This is a genomic window from Paracoccus broussonetiae (assembly GCF_031854425.1).
GTDB lineage: Bacteria > Pseudomonadota > Alphaproteobacteria > Rhodobacterales > Rhodobacteraceae > Paracoccus > Paracoccus broussonetiae.
In genome coordinates this window covers 248,173-268,677 of sequence record NZ_JAVRQI010000004.1, presented here as the reverse complement: position 1 = coordinate 268,677, position 20,505 = coordinate 248,173, and the positions used below count along the sequence as shown (strand labels likewise).

Annotated in this window: 23 protein-coding genes; 13 read left to right on the top strand and 10 right to left on the bottom strand. The window is 65.4% G+C overall.

Translation table 11 applies throughout. The features are described 5' to 3' along the window. Window positions 1–290: 290 nt before the first annotated feature. Genes RM190_RS07095 through RM190_RS07080 form a run of 4 tightly spaced genes read right to left on the bottom strand, consistent with a single transcriptional unit; the run spans window position 291 to window position 2,866 of the window. A complete protein-coding gene (locus RM190_RS07095) occupies window positions 291–1,133 on the bottom strand; it encodes an ATP-binding protein (protein ID WP_311758709.1) in 843 nt (280 codons plus the stop codon). Then, the gene (tatC, locus tag RM190_RS07090; protein WP_311758708.1) at window positions 1,123–1,998 is read right to left on the bottom strand and encodes a twin-arginine translocase subunit TatC; all 876 of its coding nucleotides are present in this window, start codon (window positions 1,996–1,998) and stop codon (window positions 1,123–1,125) included. The genes RM190_RS07095 and tatC overlap by 11 nt, the downstream gene beginning before the upstream one ends. Window positions 1,999–2,014: 16 nt before the next feature. Next, window positions 2,015–2,533, bottom strand: coding sequence for a Sec-independent protein translocase protein TatB (tatB, locus tag RM190_RS07085; protein ID WP_311758707.1), 519 nt, complete (start codon window positions 2,531–2,533; stop codon window positions 2,015–2,017). 21 nt (window positions 2,534–2,554) lie between these two features. Beyond that, window positions 2,555–2,866: a twin-arginine translocase TatA/TatE family subunit gene (locus RM190_RS07080; RefSeq protein ID WP_311758706.1), complete on the bottom strand. Its 312-nt coding sequence runs from the start codon at window positions 2,864–2,866 to the stop codon at window positions 2,555–2,557. Between the two features lie 160 nt (window positions 2,867–3,026). On the opposite strand from RM190_RS07080, the gene RM190_RS07075 reads away from it, so the two are divergent. Together RM190_RS07075 and RM190_RS07070 are read left to right on the top strand one after the other, a co-directional pair. Continuing rightward, the gene (locus RM190_RS07075; RefSeq protein ID WP_311758705.1) at window positions 3,027–3,653 is read left to right on the top strand and encodes a MarC family protein; all 627 of its coding nucleotides are present in this window, start codon (window positions 3,027–3,029) and stop codon (window positions 3,651–3,653) included. Then, entirely contained in the window at window positions 3,653–4,228 is a 576-nt protein-coding gene (locus RM190_RS07070; RefSeq protein ID WP_311758704.1) for a retropepsin-like aspartic protease family protein, read from the top strand. The genes RM190_RS07075 and RM190_RS07070 overlap by 1 nt, the downstream gene beginning before the upstream one ends. 15 nt (window positions 4,229–4,243) lie before the next feature. Here RM190_RS07070 and RM190_RS07065 read toward each other — a convergent pair whose 3' ends face one another. Both RM190_RS07065 and RM190_RS07060 read right to left on the bottom strand, forming a co-directional pair. Further along, entirely contained in the window at window positions 4,244–4,693 is a 450-nt protein-coding gene (locus RM190_RS07065) for a DNA polymerase III subunit chi (RefSeq protein ID WP_311758703.1), read from the bottom strand. After that, complete coding sequence (locus RM190_RS07060; RefSeq protein WP_311758702.1) at window positions 4,693–6,219, bottom strand: leucyl aminopeptidase; 1,527 nt, start codon at window positions 6,217–6,219, stop codon at window positions 4,693–4,695. The genes RM190_RS07065 and RM190_RS07060 overlap by 1 nt, the downstream gene beginning before the upstream one ends. Before the next feature lie 129 nt (window positions 6,220–6,348). Here RM190_RS07060 and lptF point away from each other — a divergent pair, with 129 nt between their 5' ends. From lptF to rsmA, 6 genes are read left to right on the top strand one after another with little or no spacing between them, the layout of a single operon-like run. Further along, complete coding sequence (gene lptF / locus RM190_RS07055; protein ID WP_311758701.1) at window positions 6,349–7,485, top strand: LPS export ABC transporter permease LptF; 1,137 nt, start codon at window positions 6,349–6,351, stop codon at window positions 7,483–7,485. Then, on the top strand, window positions 7,482–8,603 hold the full coding sequence (gene lptG, locus RM190_RS07050; protein WP_311758762.1) for an LPS export ABC transporter permease LptG: 1,122 nt from the start codon (window positions 7,482–7,484) through the stop codon (window positions 8,601–8,603). Before lptF ends, lptG begins: the two co-directional genes overlap by 4 nt. Further along, window positions 8,603–11,017: an LPS-assembly protein LptD gene (locus RM190_RS07045; RefSeq protein WP_311758700.1), complete on the top strand. Its 2,415-nt coding sequence runs from the start codon at window positions 8,603–8,605 to the stop codon at window positions 11,015–11,017. The genes lptG and RM190_RS07045 overlap by 1 nt, the downstream gene beginning before the upstream one ends. Window positions 11,018–11,048: 31 nt before the next feature. Beyond that, on the top strand, window positions 11,049–12,335 hold the full coding sequence (locus RM190_RS07040) for a peptidylprolyl isomerase (protein WP_311758699.1): 1,287 nt from the start codon (window positions 11,049–11,051) through the stop codon (window positions 12,333–12,335). 58 nt (window positions 12,336–12,393) lie between these two features. Beyond that, the gene (gene pdxA / locus RM190_RS07035) at window positions 12,394–13,362 is read left to right on the top strand and encodes a 4-hydroxythreonine-4-phosphate dehydrogenase PdxA (protein ID WP_311758698.1); all 969 of its coding nucleotides are present in this window, start codon (window positions 12,394–12,396) and stop codon (window positions 13,360–13,362) included. Then, complete coding sequence (gene rsmA, locus RM190_RS07030; protein WP_311758697.1) at window positions 13,359–14,207, top strand: 16S rRNA (adenine(1518)-N(6)/adenine(1519)-N(6))-dimethyltransferase RsmA; 849 nt, start codon at window positions 13,359–13,361, stop codon at window positions 14,205–14,207. The genes pdxA and rsmA overlap by 4 nt, the downstream gene beginning before the upstream one ends. Window positions 14,208–14,219: 12 nt before the next feature. Here rsmA and RM190_RS07025 read toward each other — a convergent pair whose 3' ends face one another. From RM190_RS07025 to prfA, 3 genes are all read right to left on the bottom strand, one after another. Next, window positions 14,220–15,158, bottom strand: a complete 939-nt coding sequence (locus RM190_RS07025; RefSeq protein WP_311758696.1) for a DUF4167 domain-containing protein — start codon at window positions 15,156–15,158, stop codon at window positions 14,220–14,222. A gap of 228 nt (window positions 15,159–15,386) precedes the next feature. Then, window positions 15,387–16,274 (bottom strand): peptide chain release factor N(5)-glutamine methyltransferase, encoded by an 888-nt coding sequence (gene prmC / locus RM190_RS07020; protein ID WP_311758695.1) that lies wholly within the window; start codon window positions 16,272–16,274, stop codon window positions 15,387–15,389. Continuing rightward, a complete protein-coding gene (gene prfA / locus RM190_RS07015) occupies window positions 16,271–17,326 on the bottom strand; it encodes a peptide chain release factor 1 (protein WP_311758694.1) in 1,056 nt (351 codons plus the stop codon). Before prfA ends, prmC begins: the two co-directional genes overlap by 4 nt. A gap of 248 nt (window positions 17,327–17,574) precedes the next feature. On the opposite strand from prfA, the gene RM190_RS07010 reads away from it, so the two are divergent. After that, complete coding sequence (locus RM190_RS07010) at window positions 17,575–17,802, top strand: glycine zipper 2TM domain-containing protein (RefSeq protein WP_311758693.1); 228 nt, start codon at window positions 17,575–17,577, stop codon at window positions 17,800–17,802. A gap of 11 nt (window positions 17,803–17,813) precedes the next feature. Beyond that, entirely contained in the window at window positions 17,814–18,152 is a 339-nt protein-coding gene (locus tag RM190_RS07005) for a hypothetical protein (RefSeq protein WP_311758692.1), read from the top strand. Window positions 18,153–18,227: 75 nt separating this feature from the next. Here RM190_RS07005 and RM190_RS07000 read toward each other — a convergent pair whose 3' ends face one another. Continuing rightward, window positions 18,228–18,809, bottom strand: coding sequence for a YceI family protein (locus RM190_RS07000; protein ID WP_311758691.1), 582 nt, complete (start codon window positions 18,807–18,809; stop codon window positions 18,228–18,230). A gap of 294 nt (window positions 18,810–19,103) precedes the next feature. On the opposite strand from RM190_RS07000, the gene rpsF reads away from it, so the two are divergent. Genes rpsF through rplI form a run of 3 tightly spaced genes read left to right on the top strand, consistent with a single transcriptional unit; the run spans window position 19,104 to window position 20,372 of the window. Further along, window positions 19,104–19,529, top strand: a complete 426-nt coding sequence (gene rpsF / locus RM190_RS06995; RefSeq protein ID WP_311758690.1) for a 30S ribosomal protein S6 — start codon at window positions 19,104–19,106, stop codon at window positions 19,527–19,529. 18 nt (window positions 19,530–19,547) lie between these two features. Then, window positions 19,548–19,775, top strand: coding sequence for a 30S ribosomal protein S18 (gene rpsR, locus RM190_RS06990; protein ID WP_022704737.1), 228 nt, complete (start codon window positions 19,548–19,550; stop codon window positions 19,773–19,775). A gap of 12 nt (window positions 19,776–19,787) precedes the next feature. Continuing rightward, entirely contained in the window at window positions 19,788–20,372 is a 585-nt protein-coding gene (gene rplI / locus RM190_RS06985; protein ID WP_311758689.1) for a 50S ribosomal protein L9, read from the top strand. The last annotated feature ends 133 nt before the right edge of the window (window positions 20,373–20,505 follow it).

The window sequence follows — 20,505 nt, the reverse complement described above, 5'->3', positions numbered from 1 at the left end:
GGCTGGGAGCGGTTCTCACCCGGTCGTGATTTTCGAAGTATATTCCAGACCTTTGCCAAGCTGTCGATAATTACGCAGCGTGCCGGCGTCAATTCGCCGACTGGCTTCGGAACTTCACCAATTCAATTCAATCGAACGCTTGTTCCAATCCTGAATTTGTCGGACACAATTAGGTTTATGGCACAGTGCATGAAAATTGGGCAGAGCCGCTAGCTCTGCTTGTTTTTCGGATTGAGCAGGAAAAGCGCGTCTTTCGCCAAGGCAATTTCGAATCGCCGTGACGGATTCCATCAGACCGCGATGCCTTGCCGACCTGCCAGATCGGTGAAGAATTGCCAGGCCACCCGCCCCGAGCGCGAGCCCCGCGTGGCCTGCCACTCGATCGCTTCGGCCCGCAACTGGTCCTCGGCGACAGAAACGCCATAGGCGTCGCAATAGCCGCGCACCATCGCCAGATATTCGTCCTGCGAGCAGGGATGGAAGCCCAGCCACAGCCCGAAACGGTCCGACAGCGAGACCTTCTCCTCGACCGCCTCGCCTGGATGGATCGCGGTCGAGCGTTCGTTGTCGATCATGTCGCGCGGCATCAGGTGCCGCCGGTTCGAGGTCGCATACAGGATGACGTTGGCCGGCCGCCCGGAAATGCCGCCATCCAGCACCGCTTTGAGCGATTTGTACTGCGTATCGTCATGACTGAAGGACAGGTCATCCGAGAACAGCACAAAGCGCTTGTCCTGCGCTTGCCCCAGGATCGCGAGCAGCCGCCCGACAGATCCCAGATCCTCGCGCGCGATCTCGACCAGGATCAGCGGCAGCCCCTGACGCACTGCCTCGGCATGGACGGCCTTGACGAGCGACGACTTCCCCATCCCGCGCGAGCCCCAAAGCAGCGCGTTGTTTGCCGCGTGACCCCGCGCGAATTGCAGCGTGTTGGCCAGCAATGTGTCGCGGGACCGATCAATGCCGATCAGCTGGACCAGATCCACGCGGCTGACCTCGTCCACCGGGACCAGCCGGTCGGGGTCGGGCTGCCAGATATAGGCGGTGGCTTCGGAAAAGCTGGGCGCGGGTGCAGGCGCCGGGGCCATGCGTTCCAAGGCCTCGGCGATGCGAACCAGTAGATTACTCGACATCGGCTTCCTGTTCTTCCAGCTCGCGCTTCTTCTCGATGCGACGGACTAGGTAGATCGAGATTTCGTACAGGCCATAGATCACGGTGAACAGCACGACCTGACTGATGACATCGGGGGGTGTGACCATCGCCGCGAGGATCAGGATCACGATCACCGCATAGCGGCGGACGCTGGCCAGCCCCTCGGACGAGACCAGCCCCGCCTTGCCCATCAGGGTCAGGGCGACCGGCAACTGGAAGGACAGACCGAAGGCCAGGATGAACTTGGTCGTCAGTGTCAGGTATTCCTCGACCGAACCCTGGAACACGATCCCGGCCCAAGGCTCGCCCGCTTTTGCCTGTGTCGCCGCTCCTGCGGCCGTCGCCGCAGCTCCTGTCGGGTCATCCGGCAATGCCAGAGGCCCCTGCTGGAAGCCCAGGAAGAAGTCGAAGGCCCAGGGCAGGATGACGTAATAGGCGAAAGCCGCGCCGATGATGAACATCACCGGCGATGCGATCAGGAAAGGCAGCAGCGCATTCTTTTCCTTGCGATACAGCCCCGGCGCGACAAAGCGCCAAAGCTGGTAGCCCACCACCGGGAAAGCCAGCACGAAGCCGCCGAAAAAGGCGATGCGCATGGCGACGAAGAAGCCCTCCTGCAGTTTCAGCAGGATCAGGCCGCAGGTCTGGCCGCGCTTTTCCAGCGCATAGCAGATCGGCTGGGTCAGGAAGTCGAAGATCGGGTTCCAGACGAAATAGCAGACGATCATGGCCACGACGAAGGCCAGGACCGACCAGATCAGCCGCGTGCGCAGCTCGGCCAGATGTTCGATCAGGGGGGCAGAGGAATCTTCGATGTCATCCTGCTTGGCAGATTTCGTCGCCACGCGGCAGCCTTTCGTTCTATTGATCGAGATCCGAGCGTCGGACCGCGTGCAGGCGCCGTTTGCCGCCCGCCGTATCGCTGCCCGCATCATCGGCAGGCAGGGGGGCCTTCACACCGGGCGGCTCGGGCAATGCGGCTTCGGCGGTGGCCGCCTTGGCCGGATCCGAAACTTCGGGGAAGTTCTTCGGCGCCGACGGTGCCGACGGATCGGGAACGGCCGAGGCCTTGCCCGACTGCTCCCGCGGGTTCAGCGGATCCCATTTTTCGAAACGCTCGGTCGCGCGCTCCAGCGCGTCCAGACCCAGCGCCCGCTTCGAGGTCAGCGAATTCACGTCTTTCAGCGCCTTGCTGGCCTCTTCAAGACCAGAGGACTTGGCAGCGTCCTCCATCGCACTGGTGAATTCCCGCGCCATGCCCCTGGCACGCGCAGTCAGCCGTCCCAGCGTGTGGAACAGCTTTGGCAGATCCTCGGGACCAATGACGATCAGCGCCACAACGCCGATCAGCAGAAGCTCGCTCCAGCCGACATCAAGCATGGCCGTTCGTATCGCGCCGGATCAGAGTTTGGTCTGATCGGCGGGCGTGACGTCGCGCAGACCCGCATCAGCGGTCATGCGGGCACGCTCGGCCTCAAGCTTGGCGCGCTCGGCGGCCAGCTCGGCACGGGCTTGGGCGATCTCGTCGACCGAATTCAGCTCCAGCTCCTTGGCTTCGGCCTTTTCCTCTTCAGCGCCATCCTTGACGCCTTTCTTGAAGGCCGTGATTCCCTTGCCGACCTCGCCCATCAGGGACGAGACTTTGCCACGTCCGAAAAGGACAAGAACGACGATCGCGATGAGCAACAGCGCCATGGGGGAAGGTGCGTGCATGTGTTTACCTCCGTGGCACGACATATCGCTGCCGTGCATAGCATAGACTGCCACTGATATAGGGCGCACCGAACCGCCGCGAAAGCCCCAAACGCGTGATCACGGACCTCGGGGGTCCGGCTTCACAGTCGCGTGCTTCCGCGACATACTGGGCTAACCCATGGACATGACACAGACCATCAGCGCCTTCGTGACCCTTTTCGTCGTCATCGACCCGATCGGTCTGGTGCCGCTTTTCATTGCTTTGACGCAGGGCATGACCCCCGCAAGACAGCGGCGAATCGGGTGGCGCGCGCTGGCCATCGCCGCGTCGCTGCTGACGCTTTTCGGACTTGCGGGCGATGCAATCCTGTTGGGCATCGGCATCTCGCTGCCCGCGTTTCGCATCGCGGGTGGCGCGCTGCTGTTCCTGACCGCGCTTGACATGCTGTTCGAGCGCCGGACCGAACGGCGCGAAGGGCAGACGCGCGAAGATCCGGCCCGCGAGGATCATAATGATCCTTCCGTCTTTCCGCTGGCGACGCCGCTGTTGGCCGGTCCCGGTGCGCTGGCCAGCATGATCCTGCTGGTGAACCAGAACCCCAGCGCGGCCCACACCCTGACGATCCTTCTGGTAATGGTGGCGGTGCTGGCGATCGTCGCGGTGCTGTTCGCGCTGGCCGCGCCGATCGCCCGGCTGCTGGGGCGGACGGGCACGATGGTGGTGACGCGGCTGTTCGGAATGCTTCTGGCGGCGCTGTCGATCCAGTTCGTGATCGACGGCCTCAAGGGATCGGGTCTGGTCTGATGAATGACGGGTTCATGCGCTTTGCCTATCTCATGCTGCTGCTTGTCGCGGTCGGGGGCTTCCTGCTGGTCGAGCTGCGGACACGGCCGGGGCGCACGCTGCGGCTGGCGGCGGCCTGGGGCATGATCTTTCTGGGCGTGATCGCGGTCGCGGGCCTGTGGGGTGACATTCGACGCAGCGTTCTGTCCGAGGCCCGCTTCGTCGGGGACGAGCGAATCGAGGTTCCGCTGAGCGAGGATGGCCATTTCCATCTGACCGCCCAGGTGAACGGAACGCCGCTGCGGTTTATCGTCGATACCGGCGCGACGACCCTGGCGCTGGGACAGAATGACGCCCGCAAGGTCGGCATAGATCCCGCGCGGCTTGGCTATGCCGGTCAGGCGCGGACCGCGAATGGCGTGATCGAGACAGCGACCGTCATGCTGGATTCGGTCGAAATCGGCAGCATCCACGACGCGCGCGTGCCCGCGCTGGTCCTGCGCTCGGACCTTGACCAGTCGCTGATGGGAATGTCCTACCTGTCGCGCTTCGCAAGGGTCAGCATCGAGGGAAACCTGCTGATCCTTGAACGATAAGGACCAAGGGCGGCGCTATTGCTTGCGCTCCCATCGGCCATCGGCCTCGGACCAATATTCGGCGGCGACGCCTGCGGCCTTGAATTCGCGCCACTGGGCGCGCGCGGTGTCCAGCGCCTCGGGGTCGTTCCCGTCGAAGACGATGCACACCCGGTCCAGGTCGTTGCATTCCTGCCCGCCGACTGGCGCGCCGTCCAGCGCGATCAGGCAGCGGGGCGCGTTGGTCGCAGGTTGCCCCGCGACCGTCAGCAGCACCGGCTGGCGTGGATCATGCACCCCGCCGGCAAGGCCGTGCGGCAGGAAGCCATCGCCCTGCCACAGGGTCTCGTCCAGCCCGGCCTGGCGGGCCCGGTCCCTGCCCCGCACCTCGACCCGCCACCCGGCCTGCAGACTCTTGCCGATCAGCATCGGCAAAAGTTGCGCGGGCCCCGAACGGGTCAGGTGATAGAACAGGGCCGAGCCCATCAGGCCTTGGCCTCGAACCGGTCGCGGACCAGACGGTTCAGCGTGGCGACACCCCAACCGCTTGCCCCTTTGGGCGCCATCGCCGTCGCAGCCGGCGGCAAGGCCACCCCCGCGATATCCAGATGGATCCACGGCACGTCCTTTTTCACGAAGCGCTGCAGGAACTGCGCCGCCGTGATCGAACCTGCGGCCCGTCCGCCCGAGTTCTTCATGTCGGCCAGACGCGAGTTCATCAGCTCGTCATAGGCCGGGGACAGCGGCAGGCGCCATGCGCCCTCGCCCTCGGCCTTGGCCGCGCCCAGAAGCTGGTCGGCGAAACCGTCGTTGTTCGAGAAGACTCCGGCGTTCTCATGGCCCAGCGCCACGATGACGGCCCCGGTCAGCGTCGCAAGGTTGACCATCGCCTTGGGCTTGAAGCGCTCCTGCGCGTACCAGAGGACATCGGCCAGCACGAGACGCCCCTCGGCGTCGGTGTTGATGACCTCGATCGTGTCGCCCTTCATGGACTTCACGATGTCGCCCGGTCGCTGTGCCTTGCCGTCGGGCATGTTCTCGACCAGCCCGACCAGCCCGACCACGTTCGCCTTGGCACGGCGCAGGGCCAGCGTGCGCATGACACCCGCCACGACGCCCGCCCCGCCCATGTCCATCGTCATCTCTTCCATTCCCGCAGCGGGCTTGATCGAGATGCCGCCGGTATCGAAGACGACGCCCTTGCCGACCAGCGCCAGCGGCGCTTCGTCGCCACCGCCGTTCCAGCGCATCACCACCACCTTCGAGGGGCTTTCCGACCCCTGTCCGACGCCCAGAAGCGCGCGCATTCCAAGGCTTTCAAGTTCCGGCTCGTCCAGAACCTCCACGTCCAGCCCAAGCTCGCCCATCGCCAGCAGACGATCCGCGAAATCGCTGGTCGTCAGGACGTTCGCGGGTTCGCTGACCAGATCGCGGGTGAAATGGACGCCCTCGGCCAGGGCCGCGCCTTCGGTCGCCTTGCGCGCAATGGTCTCGGGATCGGCATGCAGGAAGGCGACACGGCCGCGCTTGCCCTTTGCCACTGAATCATCCGCCGGCACCGAATCGACATCCGTGCCCTCGCTGCCCTCCGCGGAGGACTTCTTCGTCTTGTAGGCGTCGAAGTCATATGCGCGCAGCGCGAGACCCAGGGCGATCTCGGCACCCTGCGGATGGTTGCTGGCCACGACCAGCGCATCCTTCTTGCCCAGCTTCGCGCCGATGGCGGCGCCCGCCTTGCGCGCGGTCAGCGCATCGGTGCGCCAGGGCAGCGCGACCAGCTGGATCGCATCGGCCTGGATCCCCGCGGGAAAGGCGATTTCCAGCGAACCGCCGGGTTTCACCTCTTTCCACGTTTCGGACTGGATGGCCCGGATCAGGGCCGTGCGCAGGATCCGCGGCAGGCCCGCAGGCAATCTTCCGGTTGGCGGCACGAGAATGGCGATGCGCCCCCCATGTGCGGCCAGATCCGCGCTCTCCATTGAAGTGAAAGAGATTTCGACCGGTTGGGCCATCAGGCTGCTCCCTCGCATTGATCCGTCTGAGCGGAAACTAGTCGGCAAGGGGCACCTTGACCAGAGCCGGGGCTTTCACAAACGCGATCCAAGGGTTAAGCAAATCCGCAGCACTACAGTGAAAGTTCCATGGCCCGGATAGACCGCTATATCCTGTCGCAATTCATGACCCTTTTCGGGTTCTTTGCGCTGGTGCTCGTGTCGGTCTACTGGATCAACCGCGCCGTCTCGCTTTTCGAGCAGCTGATCTCGGACGGGCAGACCGCACTGGTGGTGCTGGAGTTCACGGCGCTGACTCTTCCTCTGGTGATTTCGGTGGTGCTGCCGATTGCGGCCTTCACTGCATCGGCCTATGGCACGAACCGCCTTTCTTCGGAATCCGAACTGGTGGCGATGCAGGCCGCGGGCATGTCGCCCTGGCGGCTGGCGCGCCCTGTCCTGGTCTTCGGCGTGCTGGTCGCGCTGATGGTGGCGCTGCTGGTCCACGCCGTCGTGCCCATGGCGCGGGGACGGATGGCCGACCGCCAGGCCGAGATTGCCCAGAACGTCACCGCGCAGTTCCTGCGCGCCGGGGCATTTCAGTATCCGGTCAAGGGTGTCACGCTGTATATTCGCGACATCGCCTCGGATGGCAGGCTTGAGGATTTCTTTCTTGAGGATGCGCGCGATCCCCAGAACCAGACCACCTATACCGCGACCGAGGCGCTGGTCGTGAAGACCGAAGCCGGCCCGCGACTGGTCCTGATGCACGGCATGGCCCAGACGCTGCGCGTGCAGGCGGATCGCCAACAGCTTTCCATCACCCGCTTCGGCGAACTGGCCTATGACCTCGCATCGCTTGTCCAAAGCGACGAGGCGCGCAAGCGCGACCTGCGGGCCTATTCCACGATGCGTCTGCTGAACCCCGACCCCCAGCTTCTGGCCGATACGCAATCGACAGCCGACAAGGCATTGGCCGAGGCGCATGAACGCCTGGCAAAGCCCCTGCAATCGCCGATCGCAGCGATGCTGGGCTTTGCCATGCTGCTTCTGGGCGGCTTCAGCCGCTTTGGCGTCTGGCGTCAGGTGATCTGGGCGGTGGTCGCGCTGATCGTGGTCCAGTTCCTCAGCACCGCGGCCGAAAACCAGGTTGCGCAGGACGCCTCGCGCTGGCCGCTGATCTATCTGCCGCCGCTGATCGGGGGGCTGATCTGCGCGGGCATCCTGTGGATCGCGGCCCGGCCGCGCCGCCTGCGCCGAACCCCAAGGCCGGAGACCGCGACGTGATCCTGTCCGCCTATGTCGCCCGCCGTTTCCTGCGCACGTTGCTGATGATCGCGGCGATCTTTGCCGCGATCCTGTTCCTGATCGACATCGTCGAGCAGATCCGCCGCTTCTCGGGCGAGGGAATCGGGCTGAGCGGCGCCGCGGGGCTGTCGGCGCTGAACATCGCCTCCAGCTTCTATTCGATCCTGCCGCTCATCACGGTGCTGGCGGGGATCGCGCTGTTCCTGAACCTGTCGCGCAGTTCGGAACTGGTCGCGATCCGCGCGTCGGGCCGGTCGGGCATCCGCGTTCTGGCCGCCCCGGCAGTCGCGGCGGCGCTGGCCGGAATCCTTGCGGTCGCGATCATGAACCCGGTCGTCGCAGCCACGACCAAACGCTATGACGATGCGGTCACGCGCATCCGCAGCGACGGCGGCCAGACGGTCAGCCTGGGCGACAGCGGAGTCTGGCTGCGCCAGGCCCTGCGCAGCCGTGCCGCCGACGGGACCGAGACGCTGGGCCAGGTCGTGATCCGCGCCACCCGCGCCAACCCCGAGGCGACGACGCTTTACGACGCGACCTTCATGGTCTTTGCCCCCGATCAAGGCCCGATCCGCCGCATCGACGCCGCCGAGGCGCATCTGCAGCGCGGTGCCTGGTTGCTGAACGACGTCAAGGAATGGCCCCTGACCGATCCCAACCCCGAGGCGACGGCGCGCACGATCCAGACCATGAACCTGCCGACCGACCTGACCGCCGCGCGCATCCGCGACAGCTTCGGCCGCCCCGAGGCCGTGCCGGTCTGGCAATTGCCCGCCTTCATCAACGGGCTCGAACGCGCGGGCTTTTCTGCCCAGCGGCACAGGGTCTGGTTCCAGATGGAACTGGCCCGTCCCCTGCTGATGGCGGCCATGGTGGCGATCGCCGCGGTCTTCACCATGCGCCACATGCGCGGGCGCAAGATGGGGATGCTTGTGCTGGGCGCCTTTGGCTGCGGGATCGGGCTGTTCTTCCTGCGCAATCTGGCGCAAGTGCTGGGCGAGAACGGCGAAATCCCGGCGGCCTTGGCCGGTTGGGCGCCCCCCATAGTGGCCCTGCTTTTCGCGCTGGGGGCACTTCTGCGTCTGGAGGATGGCTGATGGCTGCGCGTAAGGTTTCCAAGGGGTGCGGCGCGCATCCCGCCCGGCGCGCGGCCCTGATCGTCGCCGTGTGCGCGGGCATCGGCCCCACGCTGACCACCGCCCCGGCGCTGGCGCAAAGCCTGATGGCCGATGGCCAGACCCTGCCCGCCTATGACGGCAACGAGGGGTTCTGGACCGACAAGGACCAGGGCCCCGCGCTGGCCCCGACCGAGTCGCCCGATGGCAATACCCGCATGGCCGACGGGACCGAGGCGACGCAGGTTTCCTCGGTCGCGAGCCCCAGCCAACAGGTGCGGATCGCGCCCAGCGTCAATGCGCCCCAACGCGGGACGGCGGCGACGGTGCTGGCGGATAACGTGACGCTGGACGGGAACAAGCAGCTGACCGCATCGGGTGGGGTCGTGATCTGGTATCAAGGCACCAGGCTGATCGCTTCGCGCGTGATCTATGACGGCCAGAACGGCGGGGCCATCATCGAAGGGCCGATCCATCTGACCCAGCCCGACCGGCGCGGCACGCGTGACGAAACCATCGTCATCGCCGACAGCGCGCAGCTTGACCCGAATCTTCAGGACGGGATCCTGCGCGGCGCGCGTCTGGTCCTGGCTCGAGAGTTGCAGCTTGCCTCGCGCGAGATGCGACGCGAACAGGAAGGCCGCATCACCACGATGGACAATGTCGTGGCCTCAAGCTGCAATGTCTGCGCCTCGGACCCGGTGCCGCTGTGGGAAATCCGCGCGCGCCGCATCACCCATGATGCGCAGACCAAGATGCTGCATTTCGACCAGCCGCAGTTCCGCGCCTTTGGCGTGCCCTTGGCAAGCCTGCCGTCGCTGACCGCACCCGATCCCACGGTCGAGCGGATGACCGGCTTCCTGCGCCCGCAGTTCCGCACGACCTCCAGCCTGGGCGTCGGGATCAAGCTGCCCTATTTCATCACGCTGGGCGACCATGCCGACCTGACGGTCACGCCCTATGTCGCCGCCAGCCGCACCACGACGCTGGAGCTGCGCTATCGTCAGGCCTATTCGAATGGCGAGATGGAGTGGAATGGCGCGCTCAGCCGCGACGATATCGAACCCGGCGAAACCCGCGGCTATCTGTTCGGCGCTGCCCGGTTCGAACTGCCGCGCGGCTATCAGCTGGGTGTGCAACTGCAGATGGCGACGAACCGCGCCTATCTTCTGGATTACGATATCACCGATGCCGACCGGTTGTGGAGCGGGCTGACGCTGGACCGGGTCAAGCGCGACCGCATGGTCATTGCGCGGATCGGCAATTACGAATCCCTGCGCGACGACGAACCCGACGACATCACCCCCTCGGTCGTGGCCGATGCCTTGTGGGAACGGCGCTGGCAGCCCGATCGCATCGGCGGAATCGCCAGTCTTGAATGGTCGATGCACGCCCATCGCCGCCAATCGAACGAGGATATCATCGGTCGCGACATGGCGCGCGCCTCGGTGATGCTGGACTGGCAGCGCAACGAGATCCTGCCGGGCGGAGTGGTCGGCACGGTCGAGACGCAGCTGAACACGGATTTCTATACCATCAACCAGGACAGCCGCTACGAGGACTTCGTCGCGCGCGCCGACCCGACGCTGGCGGCCGAGCTGCGCTGGCCCCTGGCCCGCCACTCGGGTGGCGTGACGCAGATAATCGAGCCGGTCGCCCAGCTTATCTGGTCGCCCGAGCGCGATGCCGAGGACGAGGTTCCGAACGAAGACAGCCGCCTGATCGAGTTCGATGAAGGCAACCTTTATTCGCTGGACCGTTTCCCCGGCTGGGACGCCCGCGAATCCGGCCTTCGCGCGAACCTTGGCGTCAGCTGGACGCGGATCGATCCGACGGGCTGGCAGCTTGGGGTGACGGCGGGACGCGTCCTGCGTTCGCAACCCGACAGCGCCTTCGACGGCACGGGGCCGCTGGGCGGGAAACGCTCGGACTGGCTGCTTTCGGCCAACTATTCCGGCACGAACGGGCTGGCGCTGGTGAACCGCGCGCTGTTCGACGACAGCTTCACGATGAGCAGGAACGAATTGCGGCTGGGTTGGCTGAAACCGGGGCTGCAGGTTTCAGCCGGGTATCTGTGGATGGATTCCGACCCGCGCGAGGACCGGATGGAAGATGTCTCGGAACTGACGGCCGTCGCGGGCTGGCAGATTCGGGATGGCTGGTGGGCCAGCGCGGAAACGCGATATGATTTTGCCGAGAACCGCGCCCAGAAGGCCGAGCTGGGGCTGGAATACCGCAACGAATGCGTCACGGTCGAAATGTCGGTGAAGCGCCGCTTCAGCTCGTCCGAAACGCTGCGCGAGGATACCAGCCTTGACCTTGGCGTCCGGCTGGGTGGCTTCGGCAAACAACAGTCCGGTCCGGGAACGGTGGCGCGTCGCGCCTGCCTGCGATAAGGTCCGGCGAAACCAAACGGCGAGGGAGCTGATGCGGCGAATTCTTCTGGGGGCCTCCGTGGCCGCAATGCTGGCGGGAACGGTCTTCGTGCCCGGCTTCGGCACGCATCCGGCTTCGGCCCAGTCGGGCAGCGGTCTGTTCAAGCCGGTTGTCTATGTCAACGACTCGGCCGTCACCCGCTACGAGATCGACCAGCGCGTGAGATTCATGCAGCTTCTGCGTGCGCCGGACGCTGAGCCCGCCGCGGCCGAAAAGGCGCTGATCGATGAACGCCTGCGTTCGTTCGCCGCCAAGCAGGCTGATATCCGTCCCAAGGAAGAAGACGTCAACAAGGGGCTTGAGGAATTTGCCAGCCGCGGCAACCTCAGCGTCGACCAGTTCGTGCAGCTGCTGCGCCAGAACGGCGTCGACCGGCAAACCTTCGAGGACTTCGTGGTCGCGGGCATTGTCTGGCGCGATTACGTGCGCCAACGCCTGGTCGGACAGGTCCGCGTCACCGATGCCGAGATCGACGAGGAAATGAAGAAGATCATCGAGACGCCCCAGACCTCGCATGTCGGGCTGTCCGAACTGATCATCCCCGCCCCCGAGGGGCGGGAGGACGAGGCGATGGCGCTGGCCGAACGCATCGTCTCGCAGACCCATTCCGAAGCCGATTTCGCCTCGTTCGCGCGCCAGTATTCGGCGACGCCCTCGGCCGAAAACGGCGGACGGCTGCCGTTGACGCCGCTGGCGAATCTGCCGCCGACGCTGCGCCCGATCCTGATGCAGCTGCAACCGGGCCAGACCACGCAGCCTCTGCAGGTCAAGGGCGCGGTCGTCCTGTTCTTCCTGCGCGAAACGCGGGGCACCCTGCGGCCCGGTGCGACCCAGCAGGTCATCGAATATGCCCGCCTGCGCCTTGCCACGGCCGAGGAAGCCGCGCGCATCGCCGCCGTGTCCCGAACCTGCAACGATCTTGAGGTCCAGTCGGGCCGCTATCCCGCCAGCCAGTGGATGCGTCAGACGGTCCCCGAAGGCCAGATCCCGACCGGAGAGGGGGTTCGCCTTGCAGTCCTGGACGACAACGAGTCGACGATCGTGAACTATGGCGGCGGGATCGACCTGCTGATGCTGTGCAAGCGCAGCCCGGCGCTGGCCGCAAATGCAGGCGAAGCCCCGGTCGCGACCAGCAACGAGGGTGACCAGACGCGCGCCCCTGACGCGCTGCCCGGTCGTGATGAGGTGCGCAACCAGATCTTCAACCGCAAGGTCGGCGAGGCGGCGGAAACCTATCTGGCCGATCTGCGCGCGAACGCGATCATTCGCCGGCCCTGAACGGGCCTGACGGGCGGTTCGGCCGCCCGTCGCGCCACCGTCTGCCAAGGATACGAACATGACCGGAACTCGCCCCATCATCCTGACCTGCGGCGAGCCCGCTGGCGTCGGTCCAGAGCTTGCGCCGAAAGCGCTGGCCGCCGGCGTCCCCTTCGTCTTTCTGGGCGATCCGCGTCACCTGCCGCCCGGCACCCGTTGGGCCGAGGTGGCGACGCCTGCCGACAGGGTCGAGGATGGCGTGCTGGCGGTCCTGCGTCATGACTTTCCCGCCCCCGCCGTGCCGGGTCGTCCCGACCCTGCCAATGCCGCCGCGGTGATCGAAGTCATTGCCCGTGCCGTCCACCTGGCGCAAAGCGGCGCGGCAGGTGGCATCTGCACCCTGCCGATCAACAAGGAGGCGCTGAAGACCGGCGCCGGTTTCCCCTTCCCCGGTCATACCGAGTTTCTCGCGCATCTGGCGGGCGACGTGCCGGTTGTGATGATGCTGGCCTCAACCACGGTTTCGCCGCCCTGCCGCGTGGTGCCCGTCACCATCCATATCGCGCTGAGCGAGGTTCCCCGCGCCCTGAACCCGGTCGCGATGGAGCAGGCGATCCGCATCACCGATGCCGCCCTGCGCCGCGACTTCGCTATCGCCGCGCCGCGCATCGCCGTGGCCGGGCTGAATCCCCATGCGGGTGAGAATGGCGTGATGGGAACCGAGGAGACCGCCTGGATCGCCCCTCTGCTGGAACATCTGCGCGCCGAGGGGCTGGATCTTTCCGGGCCGCTGCCCGCCGATACCATGTTCCATGCCCCGGCGCGGGCGCGCTATGATGCGGCGATCTGCGCTTATCACGATCAGGCGTTGATCCCGATCAAGACGCTGGATTTCGCGGGCGGCGTCAACTTCACGCTGGGATTGCCCTTCGTGCGGACCTCGCCCGATCACGGCACGGCATTCGATATTGCAGGCCGCGGCATCGCCGACGCAGGCAGCGTGATCGCCGCCTTGCGCATGGCCCATGACATGGCAGGAAAAAGATGAGCGCGATTGACGGTTTGCCCCCGCTGCGCGAAGTGATCGCGCGGCACGAGTTGAAGGCCAAGAAGCAGCTGGGCCAGAACTTCCTTCTGGATCTGAACCTGACGGCCAAGATCGCGCGCGCGGCGGGCGACCTTGCCGGCTGCGACGTGATCGAGGTTGGTCCCGGCCCCGGCGGCCTGACCCGCGGCCTGCTGGCCGAAGGCGCGCGCCGCGTGCTGGCGATCGAAAAGGACGCCCGCGCCATGCCCGCTTTGGCCGAGATCGCCGAGGCTTATCCGGGCCGGCTTGAGGTCATCAATGGCGACGCGCTGGAAATAGACCCGCTGCAATATCTGACGCCGCCGGTCCGCATCGTCGCGAACCTTCCCTATAATGTCGGGACCGAGCTTCTGATCCGCTGGCTGACGCCTGCCGAATGGCCGCCCTTCTGGCAGTCCCTGACCCTGATGTTTCAGAAAGAAGTGGCCGAGCGGATCGTCGCGAAGCCCGGCGGCAAGGCCTATGGCCGTCTTGCAGTGTTGGCGCAATGGCGTTCGGACGCGAAGATCGTGATGACGCTGCCGCCCGAGGCTTTCGTGCCGGCGCCCAAGATCCACTCGGCGGTCGTGCATCTGACCGCTCTGCCCGGCCCCCGTTATCCCGCCGATCCCAAGGTGTTGAACCGCGTGGTCGCCGCTGGCTTCAACCAACGGCGCAAGATGCTGCGGGCTTCGCTGAAAGGGCTGCATCCGGCCATTGAGGACATCCTGCTTGAGGCAGGTATCGCGCCCACCGCGCGGGCCGAGGAAATCGGGCTGGAGCAATTCTGCGCGCTGGCGCGGGGTCTGGCCGCCGCGCCGCGCTGAATGGCCGGGCGATTACTCGCCCGAGGCCTTTTCTGCAACTGCCGGGGTATCGGCCCCGTTTTCTGCCTTGGGCTCGCTGGTCGTGCGGCGGCGCGAACGCGTCGGCGTCGTGCCGGCTGCAGCCGGCGCGGCGGCTGCGCCGGACGCGGCCGTGGTGCTGCGGCGACGACGCGGAGCTGCGACGGGCGCCTCTTCCGCCGGGGCGGCCGCAGCGGGGACCGCAGGCTCAACAGCGGCCGGGGCTTCGGCCACGGGCGCGGTTTCCACGGCAGCTTCGGTCGCGGGCTTGGCACGGTTGGTTTCGGGCGTATCGACCGGGCCGCGCTCTTCCTCGGCGGAAATCGCAAGCGGCAGGCCGCGTTCCTCGGAGGCTTCGGCGGCAGGGGCCGGACGCTCCTCGCGACGGTCATCCTTGCGGTCGTCCTTGCGATCATCCCGACGGTTTTCGTCGCGGCGATCATCACGGCGGTTGTCGCGGCGGTTCTCCTGGCGGCTTTCACCGCGCTGTTCGTCCCGTCGGCTATCGTCGCGACGGTTGTCGTCACGACGGTTGTCTTCCCGGCGGTTATCGTCCCGACGATTGTCGTCGCCGCGGTTGTTGCCGCCCTGGCCATTGCCATTCTGAGACTGGCCGTAATCGCCCGACGCATCGTCGCGGTCGTCGTCGCGACCACCGTTCTGATGCTGCTGACGTTCGGCCTGCTCGCGCTGCGCCTCGCCCAGCATGCGGGTATAATGCTCGGCGTGCTGCAGGAAGCTCTGCTCGGCCACGCGATCGTTCGAAAGCTGAGCGTCGCGCGCAAGCGTCAGATATTTCTCGATGATCTGCTGCGGCGTGCCGCGCACCTTGCCCTCGGGGCCCGAGCTGTCAAAAACGCGGTTGACGATGTTTCCCAGCGTCGTGCGCTGGCGGTTCGACTTGTTACGCGAACGGGATTTGGATGATCTCATCAGCTTGCTGTCATTCGTGGACCGGCAATGGCCGGCTCAGGTTAGGGTCATCTCTTGCAGCGGTTGCCAGTTCAGGATTGGCCCTGAGGCTTTTCCTGTGTGACCAGTTTGAGGCTGGGAGTGCAACTGACCCGTGCGTGGGCGCTACGCCCCCGTCACAAACGCCACTAAGCATCCCGCAACGGTGCTGACAAGCAAAAATTTCACAGGATGCAGGGTTTTTGGCGATTAAGTGCTCTGCAATCCGGCTTTCCGGCCCCAGACGACGCGATCGCGCCCGTCAAGGTCGCGACAGACGGTAACATCCGCCAACCCCGCCCGGCGCATCAGCTCTGCCACCGCGTTGCCTTGGCTGGGCCCGATCTCGACCATCAGCCGGCCTTGGGGCCGAAGATGGGCGGGCGCGGCGGCACAGATGGCGCGATAGGCGGCCAGCCCGTCGCCCTCATCCGTCAGCGCCATGCGCGGTTCCCACTCCCGAACTTCGGGGGCCAGTTCCGGCATCTCGCTTTCGGCGATATAGGGCGGGTTGGACAGGATCAGGTCGAAATCGCCCGAAATCACCGCGAACCAGTCGGAAAGAACGAAATCCGCTTGTACTCCGATCATCTGGGCGTTCTGGCGCGCCACATCAAGGGCGGCGGGCGAAAGATCCACTCCGAGCCCGGCAACCCCCGGACGTTCGGCCAGAACCGAGATCAGGATTGCCCCCGTCCCCGTCCCCAAGTCGAGGACCGAGCGGAATCCCTCGGTCAGTGCAAGTTCGACCAGCAGTTCGGTTTCCGGGCGCGGATCCAATGTGTCGGGCGTGACGCGGAAGTCATGCTTCCAGAAGGCGCGCCGCCCGGTGATCTGGCTGACGGGCTGGCGCGCCTCACGCGCGGCGACCATCCGGGCAAAGGCGTCCACAACCGCCTGGGGAACAGGCGCAGCCAAGTGATCACGCAGGGCGTGGCGCGGCACCGGCCGACCCAGCGCGGTTGTCAGCGCATGCAGAAACAGCGCGCGGACATCGCCGGCCGCCCCCTCGATGCCAACGGATTGCAGGCGCTTTTCGGCAGCCGAACAAAGCACGCTGCCCGTCGGATGGTCCGGCCGACCCTCGGGGGCGGTCATTCCAGTTCCGCCGCCAGCCGCGCCGCCTGGTCATGGGCGATCAACGCATCGGTGGTCTCGCCCAGATCACCCGCAATGATTCGATCCAGCGCGTAAAGCGTCAGCCCGATGCGGTGGTCCGTCATCCGACCCTGCGGGAAGTTATAGGTGCGGATACGCTCGGACCGATCGCCCGATCCGACCTGCGACCTGCGATCTGCGGCCCGCTCTGCATCGGCCCGGCTGCGCTCCAGATCGTAAAGCCGCGCGCGCAGGACCGCCATCGCATTGGCGCGGTTCTGGTGCTGCGACTTTTCAGAACTGGTGACGATGATCCCGGTGGGCAGGTGCGTGATCCGCACGGCCGAGTCGGTGGTGTTGACGTGCTGCCCGCCTGCGCCGCTGGCACGCATCGTGTCGATGCGGATGTCGCCGGCCGGAATATCGATATCCACCTCTTCCGCCTCGGGAAGAACGGCGACGGTGGCAGCGCTGGTGTGGATCCGCCCGCCGGACTCGGTTTCGGGCACGCGCTGGACGCGATGGACGCCGGATTCATATTTCAACCGGGCAAAGACCCCCTCGCCCTCGATTCTCGCCACGGCCTCGCGCACGCCGCCCAGCTCGGATTCGGAAAGCTCGAGCAGCTGGAAGTTCCAGCCCTGCGATTCCGAGAACCGGCGATACATGTTCAGCAGGTCGCCCGCGAACAGCGCGGCCTCGTCGCCACCGGTGCCGGGCCGGATTTCCAGGATCGCGGGCCGCGCGTCCGCGGCATCCTTGGGCAAAAGCGCGATGCGCAGACGGTGCTCCAGGTCGGGCAACTGCGCGCGCAGGCGCGACAGCTCATCCTCGGCCAGCTCGCGCATCTCGGGATCGGCAAGCATGGCCTGCGCCTCTCGGATGCCGTCCTGGGCTGCGCGCCATTCGGCGATCTGGGTGACGACCGGCTTCAGCTCGGCATATTCGCGGCTGATGCGCGCGATTTCGTCAGGGGCGGGTCCGGCGTTCAGCTTCGCCTCGAGAAACTCGAAACGCTGAACGATCTGGGAAAGTCTGTCCTGGGGCAGCATGTCAGCGGGATTATCCGCTGCGCTGCCTTGCCGCAAGGCCGATCGCTTGGCCGCCAAAGCGAACACGGCAAGCGGCCGCAGAAAATCCGTGATTGGCAGACGGCGTTTGCCGGTCTACACCTAATCTTACGAAGACAGAGGGTTACGGGAACGAACACAGCCCGTCGACGTTCTGATGCGGGATGACTTAACCGCCCGAATGCAACTGACTGCAGAGCCGACCACTGGAACAGCACAGGAGCACGATCGTGAAATCACCTCTTATCCTCGGCGCAATGGTACTTGTTGCAAGTGCCTGCGCCAACCAGACCCCCGAGCAACAGCACGAGGTCGCCTGCATATCGGGCAGCTTCATGGGCGCGGTGCTGGGCGGCGCAGCGGGCAGCCTGATCGGCGGCGGTGTCGGTCGCGATGTCGCCATCGCGGCAGGCTCGGTCGCTGGCGGCTACGCTGGTCAGCGTTATTCTTGCGGCTGAGGAGGAAAGCCATGAACAGAACATTTTCTGCCGTCGCCGTCTTCCTGCTTGCCGGCACCCCGACCTTCGCCCAGGTTTCGGGCAATTATCTTGCGGCCATGGACACCAACGGGGACATGTCGGTCGACGCCAACGAATTCGCGGCGTTCACCGACAAGGTCTTCACGACGCTGGACGCGGACAAGAACGGCGCGCTGTCGCAGGCGGAAGCCGGCACCACCGTTTCTGCGGAGCAGTTCACCGCGGTCGACACGAACCGGAATGGCAGCCTCAGCAAGTCCGAGTTCGCTGCCGCGGCCAAGGCCGACTTCGCCGCCTCGGATCTGGACAAGAACGGCGCGCTGAACTGATCTTGCGCGCCGCCGGACAGAAACAGGAAAAAGGGCCCGACGGGGCCCTTTTTTGTGTCGATCCGCAGGCTGAGCTTACTCGGTCTTCACGGCCTCGACAGTGATCATGACCGCAACCTCGTCATCGACCGCCGGGGCAAATTTCCCGAGGTTGAATTCCGAACGCGCAATCCGGGTTTCGGCGTCGAAGCCGGCGGCGTCCTTGCCGGTCATCGGGTGCGCGCCGATCTTGTTCAGGTCAACTTCAAGCACGACGGGTTTCGTCACGCCGTTCAGCGTGAAATCGCCGGTGACCTTCGCTTCGTCATCGCCGTCCTGCTCGACCTTGGTCGACTTGAAGGTCGCGACCGCTTCGCCCTGGTCGGTGTTGAAGAAATCGGCGCCGAACAGGTGCTTGTCCAGTTCGGGCGAGACTGTCCGCAGCCCGGCCAGCGGGATCGTCGCCTCGACACTGGAATTCGCGGGATTCTCGCTGTCCAGAAGCAGCTTGCCGGTCACGCCATTGACGATGCCGGTGCTGGTCGAAAAGCCCATGTGGCCATATTCGAACACGACCTGGCTGTGCGAGGGATCGAAGTCATAGGCAACAGGCTCGGCCAGGGCAGCCGAAGCACCAAGAACAGTGAGAACGGCGACGGGGGCGACAAGGGACTTCATGCGGAGACTCCTGATTGAATTCGTCATGTTTGGCTATGTGCTGATGAAATGCGTCAATCGCAACAAGGGTTTGACCACATCTTCCTGACAATTTCGTGTTGCCGCGCAGCGTGGAAACAGTGTCGCCGCCACGGCGATTTTCCCAGCAAACCGGCGGTTTTCCCTTGCTCCCCCGGATTTCGCCGCTATAAAGCCGCATCCTTCCGCAAATGCGAAACCGGCGCAGCCTCTCGTGGCGGGGCGCGGAGGGATTGTCCCGCCGTTGAAATGCGCCCTGATATAAAGGTAGCAGTCATGCCGCTTTACGAGCATGTGCTGATCGCCCGCCAGGACCTGTCGAACACGCAGGCCGAAGGGCTGATCGAACATTTCTCGACCGTGCTTGCCGATAACGGTGGCAAGGTCGTCGAAAACGAATACTGGGGTGTCCGCACCCTCGCCTACAAGATCAACAAGAACCGCAAGGGCCACTATGCCTTCCTGCGTTCGGACGCGCCCTCGGCCGCCGTGCAGGAAATGGAGCGCCTTGCCCGCCTGCATGACGACGTCATGCGCGTGCTGACCGTCCGCGTCGACGAGCACAAGGAAGGCCCCTCGATCCAGATGCAGAAGCGCGACGAGCGCGAGCGTGGTGATCGCGGCGATCGTGGCGACCGCGGTGATCGTGGCGACCGTGGTGGCGAACGCCGCGAGCGTCGTGACCGCGACGACCGGAACTAAGGGATAGGAACCAGAGAAATGGCTAACAAACCCTTCTTCCGCCGCCGCAAAGTCTGCCCGTTCTCGGGCGACAACGCTCCCGCGATCGACTACAAGGACACGCGCCTTCTGCAGCGTTACGTTTCGGAACGCGGCAAGATCGTGCCCTCGCGCATCACCGCCGTCTCGGCAAAGAAGCAGCGTGAGCTGGCCCGCGCCATCAAGCGCGCCCGCTTCCTCGCCCTGCTCCCCTATGCCGTGAAGTAAGGAGAGACGATCATGCAAGTCATCCTGCTGGAACGTGTGGCCCGGCTTGGCCAAATGGGCGAAGTCGTGAAAGTCAAAGACGGCTTCGCGCGTAACTTCCTTCTGCCGCAAGGCAAGGCGATGCGTGCCTCGGACGCCAACGTCAAGGCATTCGAAGAGCGCAAGGCCGACCTGGCCGTTCGCAACGACGAGACCCGCGCCGAAGCTCAGAAAGTCGCCGAGAAAATCGACGGCCAGACCTTCGTCATCATCCGCTCGGCCTCGGACGCCGGCGCGCTTTACGGCTCGGTCACCCCGCGTGACGCCGCCGAAGTCGCCAATGCCGAAGGCTTCTCGATCGAGCGCCGTCAGGTTGTCCTGACCGCCCCGATCAAGGAGCTGGGCCTGCACGACGTTCGCGTGCACCTGCACCCGGAAGTCGACGCGACGATCCACCTGAACGTCGCCCGTTCGGCCGAAGAAGCCGAACTGCAAGCTTCGGGCAAGTCGATCCAGGAACTGGCCGCGGAAGAAGATGCCGCCGCCGATTTCGAAATCGCGGAACTCTTCGACGAGATCGGCTCGGCCGGCCGCGACGAGGACGAAGCCGCGAACTGATCGCCGCTTCACCACGAAGACAAGGAAAAACGCGCCGCGAACCGGCGCGTTTTTTCATGCCTGCTGGCTGGCAAGCAGGGAACTCGGTCACGGAACATTCGCCGCATTGCGGGGTTGAGGCTGCGACGCGCGT

Coding starts and splice junctions, on each gene's coding strand:
- RM190_RS07060 (WP_311758702.1), bottom strand. CDS start 6,219: ATGGCCCAACCGGTCGAAATCTCTTTCACTTCAATGGAGAGCGCGGAT.
- RM190_RS07065 (WP_311758703.1), bottom strand. CDS start 4,693: ATGGGCTCGGCCCTGTTCTATCACCTGACCCGTTCGGGGCCCGCGCAA.
- rpsF (WP_311758690.1), top strand. CDS start 19,104: ATGCCGCTTTACGAGCATGTGCTGATCGCCCGCCAGGACCTGTCGAAC.
- pdxA (WP_311758698.1), top strand. CDS start 12,394: ATGACCGGAACTCGCCCCATCATCCTGACCTGCGGCGAGCCCGCTGGC.
- RM190_RS07045 (WP_311758700.1), top strand. CDS start 8,603: ATGGCTGCGCGTAAGGTTTCCAAGGGGTGCGGCGCGCATCCCGCCCGG.
- RM190_RS07080 (WP_311758706.1), bottom strand. CDS start 2,866: ATGCACGCACCTTCCCCCATGGCGCTGTTGCTCATCGCGATCGTCGTT.
- RM190_RS07075 (WP_311758705.1), top strand. CDS start 3,027: ATGGACATGACACAGACCATCAGCGCCTTCGTGACCCTTTTCGTCGTC.
- rpsR (WP_022704737.1), top strand. CDS start 19,548: ATGGCTAACAAACCCTTCTTCCGCCGCCGCAAAGTCTGCCCGTTCTCG.
- rsmA (WP_311758697.1), top strand. CDS start 13,359: ATGAGCGCGATTGACGGTTTGCCCCCGCTGCGCGAAGTGATCGCGCGG.
- RM190_RS07000 (WP_311758691.1), bottom strand. CDS start 18,809: ATGAAGTCCCTTGTCGCCCCCGTCGCCGTTCTCACTGTTCTTGGTGCT.
- RM190_RS07095 (WP_311758709.1), bottom strand. CDS start 1,133: ATGTCGAGTAATCTACTGGTTCGCATCGCCGAGGCCTTGGAACGCATG.
- prmC (WP_311758695.1), bottom strand. CDS start 16,274: ATGACCGCCCCCGAGGGTCGGCCGGACCATCCGACGGGCAGCGTGCTT.
- RM190_RS07040 (WP_311758699.1), top strand. CDS start 11,049: ATGCGGCGAATTCTTCTGGGGGCCTCCGTGGCCGCAATGCTGGCGGGA.
- lptF (WP_311758701.1), top strand. CDS start 6,349: ATGGCCCGGATAGACCGCTATATCCTGTCGCAATTCATGACCCTTTTC.
- RM190_RS07005 (WP_311758692.1), top strand. CDS start 17,814: ATGAACAGAACATTTTCTGCCGTCGCCGTCTTCCTGCTTGCCGGCACC.
- rplI (WP_311758689.1), top strand. CDS start 19,788: ATGCAAGTCATCCTGCTGGAACGTGTGGCCCGGCTTGGCCAAATGGGC.
- prfA (WP_311758694.1), bottom strand. CDS start 17,326: ATGCTGCCCCAGGACAGACTTTCCCAGATCGTTCAGCGTTTCGAGTTT.
- RM190_RS07025 (WP_311758696.1), bottom strand. CDS start 15,158: ATGAGATCATCCAAATCCCGTTCGCGTAACAAGTCGAACCGCCAGCGC.
- RM190_RS07070 (WP_311758704.1), top strand. CDS start 3,653: ATGAATGACGGGTTCATGCGCTTTGCCTATCTCATGCTGCTGCTTGTC.
- tatB (WP_311758707.1), bottom strand. CDS start 2,533: ATGCTTGATGTCGGCTGGAGCGAGCTTCTGCTGATCGGCGTTGTGGCG.